Origin of the sequence: Vibrio sp. 10N.239.312.C11, from assembly GCF_041466065.1 — a bacterium.
Taxonomy (GTDB): domain Bacteria; phylum Pseudomonadota; class Gammaproteobacteria; order Enterobacterales; family Vibrionaceae; genus Vibrio; species Vibrio tasmaniensis_A.
This window is the reverse complement of record NZ_JBFSRZ010000086.1, coordinates 1-10316: the sequence shown is the minus strand read 5'-3', so window position 1 is coordinate 10316 and position 10316 is coordinate 1. Positions and strand designations below refer to the sequence as shown.

The following is a 10316-nucleotide window of genomic DNA, read 5'->3' as shown; positions in this document are numbered from 1 at the left end:
AATACGCGAAACGGGGTTGTTCTATCTTTAAATTTAATTACGCAACAAAGCCTTGCTAACTCTGAACTATCAGAGCAAAAGTCGATTATCTATGAAACGATGAGTTGAGTGGTTAATCTTGTCCCTCAGAGCACAGAAACTAATGTAACCGTATTTTACCGATCCTTTCAAAACCGAAAACTCTTTTCTACAAGGGCTTTCACTGAGTCAGTTGTGACTGAGGAGGTTTTCTTGCCGATTTATCGAAATTTGTGATCAAACTGTACCACTCTAACTATCAAAAATCCTGTGTATTATTCTTGAAAAATAATTGATAAGTACTAAGTTGATCTGTATCTAGATGGTGAGGCGATTTTAGGAAATAAAGAGATTGCCCTTCAAAAAAAGGGTTTATAAAGCGATAATCATTGACTAATTTGACTATCTATTCTTCGGCTTTTCATGTGTATTAGAATTCATTACAGATAACCTCTCGTTGTTAATCTATAAAATAAGCAATCAACGGTACCTATGGTCATGCTGTAGGTGATGAAGCCATTAAGCATATCTATTCACGTATGAAGCGCATTTTTAGGGAAAGTGACTGCCTTATTTGAACTGGGGGGGGGTAGCTCTGTTACCAAATTGCAATATGGAGGTAGCCGCTATTCTTACTGAAACACTCAATAATGCGGTTTCTTATCTACGTGTAACCTTTAACCATATCAGTATCAGTATCAGTATCAGTATCAGTATCAGTATTGGAGTAGTCGAGCAACTAATGAGGGAAACTTTATAATCAACGACAAGCAGAACTGATTAGGATCGCTATAAAAATATTAATGAAGAAAACCATCAGCCTCTGGAGAAAATTATTGAGCTAAGTTAAGCTATCTCAATAGCGTTTTTCTATCTTTGGAATTCAGAATGATTAATGATTTGAATTATAACCTTCTGCGTGAGCTTTCTTTGTTATACCGGTATAGAAGCATGAAGGTTGTAGCGAAAAAACTAGGTGTGACGGAGAGTGCCATAAGTAAGCGTTTGGCTCATTTAAGAGCGCACTTCGATGATCCTCTGTTTGTTCGTATTTCAGGTTCATTAGAGCCGACCCATTTTCTTGATGGTATTATGCCAAGTGTTAACCAAGGGTTGGAGTTACTGAATCAATCATTGCGTCAAACGCAGAAGTTTGTTGCTGCCGAATATGACGGAATTATTCGAATTGCTATCCATTCACTGAATATGGAACGTTATGGCTTAGAAATCTACAACGCCATAAGGGCGAAATTCCCTAAGCCTATGATTTCTATTGAGACATGGTCATCCCAAACTGAAAATGACATTTTGGATAACCGCATACAAGTAGGGATTAACTTCTTCCATGAAGAACGTAGAAAATCCCTTTATCAATCTCGTTTAGCCGAAATAAAAATTGTCGTTATTGTTGCTTCTGATAGCCATGTGAATTCGTGGGATGAAGTTATCAAACTTCCTTTTGTTTTTCTTCGCGTTCCTGGTTGGAACGATGAAAGGCGCTGGTTTTCAGAAGCGTGTGCAAAAAAAGGCATATTTTTCGATTATCAAGCAAAAACGGACGATATAGCTATTGCGTGTCAATTAGTCAATCAAAATGGTATGGCATTGATCAGTCTAGAGCGAGTCGTTGAACTCTCTGATTTCAAAAGCATCGAAGTTCCAAGTGAGTTTGCTTTCGACATCCCAATTATCACGTGTTGTCGATTGATTAATAGAACTCATCCACTGCATGAGACATTGATTAATCTTATTCAAGAAATTGTGGTTTAACGAGTGGTCTTCATCGACGTGAACTCACTCACTTTGATCAATTCTACGATGGTAGATGCGGAGAATTTTGAAAGTATTCGCGATTTATAAGTGCTGATTGTTTTTTCACTTAGAAAGAGAATTTCCGCAATTTGCTTATTGTTGTAACCATTTATTAAATAATGGTATACGGTTAATTCTCTGCTCGATAGGTTCTCAGTATTAATATTGACGTTAGAATCATTCTGTTTGAACAAGTTGTACCCGCGAAGAACATAAGACATTGCATCACGTACAATAAAAGTCGGTTCTGTTTTACTAATGTAACCATTGGCGCCATTTCTTTTTGCTAGAGCAGAATGAAGGCTGTAGTCAAACCTTGAGATGAATAGAATCTTACCTTGGTAACCGGTGGCTTTCACGCGCTTCATTAGCTCAAAACCATTATCCCGACCCAACTCCACATCCATTGTTAATAGGTCGAATTGTTCCTTTTTTAGTAGAGATAATGCATCAGCTACTGAGCTGGACTCTTTAACTTCAGCCACATTATCTAAGCTTAATAACTGTTGGCTTAATGTTTCACGAACAAGTGGAAAACTATCAATGACTAAGCAGCGTTTAGGTTGATTACTTAACATATTTAATCTCAGTGGGGCAGGGAGTGGATAATATATCGAACTTATAAAGGAATGTATGGAAGACCTAACTTGACGAAATGGAAAAATCAGTGGGTAGTCATTTAACTCTATGAATATCAAGTATAAACCACAGCTTGTAGGTGTTCTATTATGTTAAAAAGGCTGTTTCCTGATAAGGGGGGACTTTTCTGAACCGTTGTAAGCCCTTTTCCAAGCGTAATGACAAGCTATAGCGTGAGCTGTTGTTGAGTAAATAATGGCTATGAGACTTTATACTTCTGCTACCACCACTCGCCCACTAAAGTAATCATTAGTTACGATGTATTCCGTTGTTCTGGTCAGTTCATCTTGCAGCTGAGCCCAATGGCATCGGTTGAGTTTGCCATCGGAGTTATGGATTGCCGGGACAACACCGCCGACTCGAATACCAAATGGAGTCAGTTCTTTGGCCCAGCTATGGGTAAAGCCAGTGATCATTGAGTTCGCACTCTCTAAGCCGGACACGTCATGGAAGTCATCGTGAGAGATCACATTCACAATAACGCCTTCTTTATCCTCCTCTCGTAATCTCTCGGCACTGATTTGCCCAAATGCGAAAAGAGTCGTAGCCATAGAAGAAAGATCATTGATAAAGCTACTGATAGGCTGATCGCCAATTAGGCTTGGCATCGGGGAGCTTATCCAATTATTGACCAGTACATCGGGCGCTGACGGATCCCCTCATAATTTCCCTAGTCCTGCGTTGTGTGTGAGCCTTTGATATTCGAACATTCCCCATTGATATTGGGATTCATTAATTTGATATCGCCGATGATTTTGTACCTCTCTCCCTAGACGAGGTATAGATAGAACTCGGCGGTGTTTAATGCTGTTAGCTTGGAAGTCAAAATGCCATTTGGCCTGTACTGCAATTAGGCCATTCCACCACATCAAGATTTCAGCGAGCAACGCAATAAGAAGCAGGATATCTAATCGCTTAGTACAGCGAGTTCTGTTGTGACGAAGTGCGATCCCATAGGCGGTACTCTTTAGAGCGCGGAATGTCTCTTCTATCTGCATACGCTTGGCGTACAGGTTGGTAATTTGTACTTCATTTAAGATATGTCGAGGGACATTAATAGCGAGTAGCCACGGCTCCTTTGCACTGCGTTGATAGAGATGTGTAGCGGAGTGTTTTTGGCTGGTTCGGCTATGGCGCTGGGCTTTTCTGCCTTTTTCTAATCCCTTATAAACATAGGCTTCACAAGATATCGGTGATCTCTTTGCTAGTAAGCAGTGGCCAAGATATTTGGGTTTATGGACAGCGTTTGGATAAAAGGTTTTATTTGAGACCCAAGGTTTTTGAGGTTGTTTGATTGACACTTCACCTCGGACACGACCTAACCAAAACCAACTTTTCTCCTGTACTTGGCGGAACCAAGTATTTCTAAAACCCGCATCAGAAACGATGATCGGACTGACTTTATTCGGCAAAATACTCTGCAATTTATCGAGGAATATTTGGTGACTTTTTGGTGAATTGTATTGGCCATACTCAAAAACTTGCTCAAAGATTGTGATGGCTCGACCATCAAGTGCAACGGATGCTCTTAACGTCATATAACGAAGTTGTTCACGAACATCAGACCAATCCACAAGGATGACAGGGCAAGGGTTGGCGCCCGTTATTAAGTAGGCATGCCATTTATAAATAAGGTCTTTTTCACGATGTAGTTGGCGATTTCCAAGTAGTCTATCAACGCGTTTGATCGCATGTTTTACCGTGGTATTAGTTTCCAGTTTGCGACCTAGTTTAGTCAGCGTTAAGTCTGAGCCGTCAAGTACACTTTTTGTAGCAAGTATCAGAGAACTAACGCGTTTTTTGTGAATGGAGGGGCATTGGTTTTGTATGGTTTGTTGTAGAATCTGAATGTCGCGCATTGTTAACCCACTTGTTCGAAATGTGTGTTCAGCGATATTCATTAGATCAAAGACGGCGATGCGCGTCTACCTCATTGTTTTTACGCCTGATTATGAGGGGATTCGTAAGCATCGGGCGTAGTGTTGAAGGTGGTTTGAATAAAATCAAACACGCTGAGAATTGCTTGGTTGTCATTACTTTTGAGTGTGTAGTGGTAAACCGAGTCAGAAAAACGAGCACATTGTAAATAGGTCTCTTGAAGTGCTTCCGTGTCTTTATTACAAAGGATGACTGTGGCTCCAAGGTTAACAAAGTGGTTCGCAATCGTCCCTCCGAGTTGCGAGCCTGCAGATGTCACCAATATGATTGAGCTTTTTATTTCCATCCCAGCACCTAAATAAATCGTCCATGTCGGATAAGGATGGGTTAAATTTCATACAATGGGTGTGAAGAGGTTCAAACTAAGGCGTGCCAATTGATAAGTTTTTATGAACTTAGTGGCAGCTCACATTTCGCAGTAACTTCAAGTAGTAATCGACAACTCGTATTTCATGTTCACCCAAGGCTGGTGGTTCATATCACGCATGTGAATGATTTGAAATGCGGCGAACTAATCAAGAATAGCAGTGGATAGAGAACGAAAAAGAGGAAAGGTAGGTGACCGCTATACTTGAGCTTGAATTTGGTACTGACGCTGGGCAGTTGATAGTTCATTGTAGAGCGTAGCAAGTGGAAAATCAGGTACCTGTTTGTTTGCCAATTTACGTCGGTCATGACCAGAAAGGTTTTGGTAAACCTCTTCGGGTAAGTCGGCTGTATCTTCAGGCATGAAGGCAAGCGCTTCCGGTTTCAAGTAATGGCTGAGTTTTGCGCTGGCAAGGCTAGCTTGATGAAAATAATTAGATTGCTGAGCTGAAATCTCATACGAAGATTGGTTCGAACGAAGCTGTTGCGGTTCTGCCACGCCGAAGTGTTTACGCAGGCGATCTTCAGTTGTCTCTGTGACTTCAATGGTGTCAATCGGTGTGCAATCACGAACGTCATTAGAAAACATAGACAACAGCAACGCGAAATCTGCACGGCGACCTTGCTCAACCGCTTGGCTGATCCCGATGCCGAACTTCAGTTCGTTGATGATTCCTGCTTTGTCTAAAGTATGTATTTGCATGCTGCCTCTCATTGGATACACCTTTAACGGCATGGAGTCGGCAAACTTTAGTGTTTAATTACAGGTAAATAGAGAATTTATGCAGGGCGGGGAAGAGTGCTAGGAATTGGTCGAGAAGTCAGCTCTCTTGGTTAACTGGCTAATAGGTTAATAGGCTAAGAAAGGTCTAGATTTTGTGGAATACGATAGATACAAAAAAGCTCACGCCGAGGCATGAGCTTTCAATAGATAACTCGCTATATAAATAGCGCAGCGTAAGTAATAATTACTTAGCTAGGTTCTCTTCTACGAAAGACCAGTTTACTAGGTTCCAGAATGCAGCCATGTAGTCAGGGCGAACATTGCGGAAATCGATGTAGTAAGCGTGTTCCCATAGGTCAACAGTTAGAAGTGGAGTAACCCCTTCTTCTGTTAGAGGAGTAGCAGCGTTAGAAGTGTTAACGATGTCTAGAGAACCGTCAGCTTTCTTAACTAACCAAGTCCAAGAAGAACCGAAGTTGTTGATTGCTGAATCAGTGAATTTCGCTTTGAATTCTTCGAAAGAACCGAATGCAGCGTTGATAGCTTCTGCAACAACGCCAGTTGGTTCGCCTCCTGCTTTAGGAGCAAGACAGTGCCAGTAGAACGTGTGGTTCCAGATTTGAGCAGCGTTATTGAAAACACCACCAGTAGAAGTCTTAACGATCTCTTCTAGTGTTTTGCCTTCAAACTCAGTACCTGGGATAAGACCGTTTAGCTTAACAACGTAAGTGTTGTGGTGCTTACCGTGGTGGAAATCTAGCGTTTCTGCTGAGATGTGTGGTTCTAGCGCGTCTTTCGCGTAAGGAAGAGCCGGTAGTTCAAATGCCATTGCTCAATTCTCCATTGATATGAAAGAGTTAACTCTTTCGATTGCTTCCAGTGATATTATTATTCATGGTTCGCTTTACAGCCAACCATGGTCAATTTGCTGACTTGCGATATAGTTTAGCAAGTTTTTACTTTATTAAAAGCTTAATTCATCACTTTTGTGTGAATTGTTAGCTTAGCTCGTAAACCGCTTTTTTTATATGGTTTTTATTCTTTTGGTTTGGGGTAGAATAAAGGCAATAAAAGCCGTAATCCATTAACGAGGAAGCAATGGAAACTATCGATAAAATCAAACAGCAAATTGAAGAAAACACCATTCTACTTTACATGAAAGGTTCTCCTAAGCTGCCAAGCTGTGGTTTTTCTTCTCAAGCATCTCAAGCTCTAATGGCATGTGGTGAAAAATTTGCTTACGTAGATATCCTACAAAACCCTGACATCCGTGCAGAGCTTCCAGCTTACGCACAATGGCCAACGTTCCCACAACTTTGGGTTGACGGTGAGCTGATCGGTGGTTGTGACATCATTCTTGAGATGTTCCAAAAAGGCGAACTTCAGCCAATCGTTAAAGAAGCGGCTGCTAAAGTAGCTGGCGACGACGCTGAGTAAGCTTTAAGCCTTTGCGCTTAAATATTGAATGGAAGGGGCCCTTAGTGAGGCTCCTTTTTTGTCTGAATGGTTTGAAAGACTCGATAAGGAATGAACAATGGACGTAAAACTTCATTATGTGCATGACCCAATGTGCAGTTGGTGCTGGGGTTATAAGCCAACATTAGAACTCTTAAAACAGCAGCTACCTGCGAGTATTGAGTTTAACTACGTAGTCGGTGGTTTGGCTCCTGATTCTGAAGATCCTATGTCAGAAGAGATGAAAGGTAAGCTGCAAGCTATCTGGAAGCAGATTGAAGCTAAGCTGGGTACGGAATTTAATCATGAGTTTTGGACTGAATGCCAACCAGTTCGCAGCACTTACCCTGCTTGTCGTGCCGTGATCGCTGCTGGTTTTCAAGACCATTACGAAGCGATGCTTGAAGCAATCCAACACGCTTACTATCTTCGTGCGATGTTGCCACACAGCCAAGAAACGCATTTGCAGTTAGCGGAAGAGCTAGGGATGAATGTACAACAGTTTGAAAATGATCTTTCTAGTAAGTTATTGGAAAGCGAATTAGATGACCAGTTAGGCTTTAAAGAAGCGATGGGCGTACATTCTTACCCGACCTTAATGCTTGAAATGAACGGTATCTTTAGTGAAGTTGAGTTAGATTACCAATCGACCGAAGCGACGCTTAAGTCGATTCGTGAAGTACTTGTGAACAACGCTCCCGCTGCATAATTCTGCGAGAGTTTTCTGTATTAACGCAAATTATGTCCAAGGCTTACTCATCAGAGTAAGCCTTTTTTGTTTGGCGTCGCCGGTTTATTTCTTCTGTAAACCGATCAAATATCGAATTCACTTCTTCGATTGACGCATCAATTTTTAATTCGACTTGCGCTAGGTTAATAGCTTCGAGTACCAGATCGTTTGTCTGCACTTTAATGTTAGCTAATGGTACGGCGATCGTGTCACATGCGGTCATTTTCATAGCGCCTTTAAGTGACTTCACCCGATAAAATGGACACCCTTATTATCTTTAACCCGCCGCTACTTCATATTCATGCGGGGTTCGATATCCAAGACTTGAGTGCAGTTAATAACGGTTATAAAATGCTGGATATAATCGGCAAGTTTATCTCTAAGATGCTTCTCACTTTTAAAACTATTTTTCCTAATTATGTCGCCTTTGAGCGTATGGAAGAACGACTCCACCTCCGCATTATCTGCGCAATGACCTGGACAGTTCATACTTGGGACAATTCCATTTTTTGATAATAAAGCTCGAACTCCATGGGCTCGATATTCAGAGCCTCTGTCGGTATGAAATAATAAGCGCTCTTGTGGCTTTCGATTTCCAATTGCCAGTCTCAACGAACTTATTGTTAGCTGTGTACTCTTCTTACTACCAAGCGATCAACCGACGATTTTACGCGAGTAAAGATCGATAACGACCGCTAGATACATCCAACGTTTACCTTGCTTTATATACGTTAGATCTCCAGACCATTGTTGATTAACTGCCGTTGGTTTTGGTGTTTTTTTCTAATATTCTCAATCGATTGATAGAACCGATGTAGTTTGGCCATTTTCATGTAAATGTGATAACTTCGCGCTCTTAGCCCTTGTTCTCTCGTGATCCGATCCACACGCTTTCGGCTAACCAAAACTCCTTGGCGCCCCGGCTCTGCATGAACTCGTGGACTACCGTAAGTCTCTCGACTCTGGGTAAACACTTTAATTATTAGCCTCTTCAAACCTGCTATTCTTGATCGTAGCGGCTTGGCTCTCTATCAAGCCATGCGTAGTAACCCGACTTAGAAACAGATAGAAAACGACAAATCAATATAATGGAATAACGCGTTTTGTAATGGGCTATGAATCGGAATTTTGTCGATTTTCTTGGGCAACGAATCGTTGCCACTTTTTTAGCAAGTCATTCTCGAGCTTAAGTTGTTCGTTCTGACGTTCAAGCCCTGCAATCCGACTAGACTCAGTTTTCTGACTCGGGATCTTAGTCCTTTTCTTACGTTTATCTTCCAAAATAACCCATTCTCTATAGTCCTTTCGCCATTTTGAAAGCATATAAGGGTGGATATCTAATGATAGTGCCATGCTTTTAACTGTAGCTCCTTCTCGAAGCGAAAGCCGGACGGCAGTTATCTTAAATTCCGTGAGATATTGCTGAGTTTTTTTACCTGATTTATAAGCTGGCATCAACACCTCCAATTACAATGAAGGTGTCCACTAGGTCGGGTCAACTACAGAGTAGGTGTGCTGTGGTTTCTTAGTTTCTTGTATTCCTTGCAACTCATTGTTTGGACAAAAATGAACTTTCTCAGTTAGAGTTTTTCATTTTATATTAAAATCCAAGGCAAAGATAAATCATAAAGACAGATATAGAACTCAAAGATATCTACATATAATTAGCTCTAAATGTTCATTTAACTAACCCGACAATCTCCAATTGAGCTTATTGGTCAAGTCAACTTTGAACATCTGCTTACTTAGCTTCTTCTTACAAGTTTTTATTCTCGATGATTCGAAATGCAACCTTGATTTAACGCCTTGCTTTTTGCTTGTAGGAATTTTCTGGAATTCGCTGTAGGAATTTTCTGAGACTGCGTTTGCTGTATTCAGTTTTCATTTTCATTCTGGCATATTCTTTGGGGTTGTATGGAATGGGCGTGTCAATAGCATCGTTAAGCGTGTGTGTATCGACGTGCTAATAAATCGGCGCGCGAAGTCATTATAATAAATAACGTAACTTAGGTATTTACAATTAAATTCTACAAATAAGGTGAGTATATGAAATTTAACAAATTTATGTCATTTTTCGCAATTGCATTAGTAACTCAAGGTTCATACGCAGCAGAAGGTGATACGGCTACGGCTACGGCAAACTGGCAAGGTGTTGTTCCTGGTGTTATCCAGTCGGACGGCTTTTTAATTACGGGTGAAGGTGGCGCACTAGTGACTCCTATCGGTCAGCTAATGCGTGCTCAAAACGGCGCAATTGTAGCTCCAAACATTCAACTTGAGGCGCGTGATAACACTGGGTCAGCTTCTAGTCCGGTCGTTGGTCAATTGGTTTCTTCTACTGAACGTGATGACGGTGCAGGCGGTACAGAAGGTCGTTCTATCGAGTGGACGGTTGCTGATGTGGCTTTCTTTGCGAATGGTTCTCCGATTACGGGTATCGAGTGGTCAGTAAATAACGATGGTACCCAACTGGCAACTGCTTCTTCAACTGGTGTGACTCAAGTTACTTCCCACACAGGCGATATTCTTCTTCTAAATGCAGTTTCTACGTCTGACACTAGCGCGATTGACGCGTATACAGGCTTTGTTGCGTAATTCAATGGAACTAAATCAAGAACCTACGATCTGATCAGC

At 41.3% G+C, this 10316-nt stretch carries 10 protein-coding genes and 3 pseudogenes; 5 read left to right on the top strand and 8 right to left on the bottom strand.

What is annotated here, in order from left to right; translation table 11 throughout:
* Positions 1-497 precede the first annotated feature (497 nt).
* Positions 498-596, top strand: a complete 99-nt coding sequence (locus AB6D07_RS21890) for a diguanylate cyclase domain-containing protein (RefSeq protein WP_139137565.1) — start codon at positions 498-500, stop codon at positions 594-596.
* 310 nt (positions 597-906) lie between these two features.
* Positions 907-1788: a LysR family transcriptional regulator gene (locus AB6D07_RS21885; protein ID WP_017103058.1), complete on the top strand. Its 882-nt coding sequence runs from the start codon at positions 907-909 to the stop codon at positions 1786-1788.
* Here the strand turns inward: AB6D07_RS21885 and AB6D07_RS21880 are convergent.
* From AB6D07_RS21880 to sodB, 6 genes and pseudogenes are all read right to left on the bottom strand, one after another.
* Positions 1785-2408 (bottom strand): response regulator transcription factor, encoded by a 624-nt coding sequence (locus AB6D07_RS21880; RefSeq protein WP_017103057.1) that lies wholly within the window; start codon positions 2406-2408, stop codon positions 1785-1787. The two genes, AB6D07_RS21885 and AB6D07_RS21880, sit on opposite strands and share 4 nt — an antisense overlap.
* Before the next feature lie 270 nt (positions 2409-2678).
* Positions 2679-3119, bottom strand: a pseudogene (locus AB6D07_RS21875) (SDR family oxidoreductase); the annotation flags it as partial.
* A gap of 9 nt (positions 3120-3128) precedes the next feature.
* Positions 3129-4328: an IS4 family transposase gene (locus tag AB6D07_RS21870; protein WP_372092034.1), complete on the bottom strand. Its 1200-nt coding sequence runs from the start codon at positions 4326-4328 to the stop codon at positions 3129-3131.
* A 110-nt stretch (positions 4329-4438) separates the two neighbouring features.
* Positions 4439-4693: pseudogene (locus AB6D07_RS21865) on the bottom strand (SDR family NAD(P)-dependent oxidoreductase); the annotation flags it as partial.
* 279 nt (positions 4694-4972) lie between these two features.
* Positions 4973-5476 (bottom strand): VC2046/SO_2500 family protein, encoded by a 504-nt coding sequence (locus AB6D07_RS21860; RefSeq protein ID WP_277814453.1) that lies wholly within the window; start codon positions 5474-5476, stop codon positions 4973-4975.
* 265 nt (positions 5477-5741) lie between these two features.
* A complete protein-coding gene (gene sodB, locus AB6D07_RS21855; protein WP_017103055.1) occupies positions 5742-6326 on the bottom strand; it encodes a superoxide dismutase [Fe] in 585 nt (194 codons plus the stop codon).
* Between the two features lie 269 nt (positions 6327-6595).
* On the opposite strand from sodB, the gene AB6D07_RS21850 reads away from it, so the two are divergent.
* Together AB6D07_RS21850 and AB6D07_RS21845 are read left to right on the top strand one after the other, a co-directional pair.
* The gene (locus AB6D07_RS21850; RefSeq protein WP_017076187.1) at positions 6596-6934 is read left to right on the top strand and encodes a Grx4 family monothiol glutaredoxin; all 339 of its coding nucleotides are present in this window, start codon (positions 6596-6598) and stop codon (positions 6932-6934) included.
* Positions 6935-7031: 97 nt separating this feature from the next.
* Entirely contained in the window at positions 7032-7661 is a 630-nt protein-coding gene (locus tag AB6D07_RS21845) for a DsbA family protein (RefSeq protein WP_017103054.1), read from the top strand.
* Between the two features lie 43 nt (positions 7662-7704).
* Here the strand turns inward: AB6D07_RS21845 and AB6D07_RS21840 are convergent, their stop codons facing one another.
* Complete coding sequence (locus AB6D07_RS21840) at positions 7705-7911, bottom strand: hypothetical protein (protein ID WP_158008877.1); 207 nt, start codon at positions 7909-7911, stop codon at positions 7705-7707.
* Positions 7912-8016: 105 nt separating this feature from the next.
* Positions 8017-9137: pseudogene (locus AB6D07_RS21835) on the bottom strand (IS3 family transposase).
* Between the two features lie 591 nt (positions 9138-9728).
* Here AB6D07_RS21835 and AB6D07_RS21830 point away from each other — a divergent pair.
* Positions 9729-10277, top strand: coding sequence for a hypothetical protein (locus AB6D07_RS21830; protein WP_372092028.1), 549 nt, complete (start codon positions 9729-9731; stop codon positions 10275-10277).
* The last annotated feature ends 39 nt before the right edge of the window (positions 10278-10316 follow it).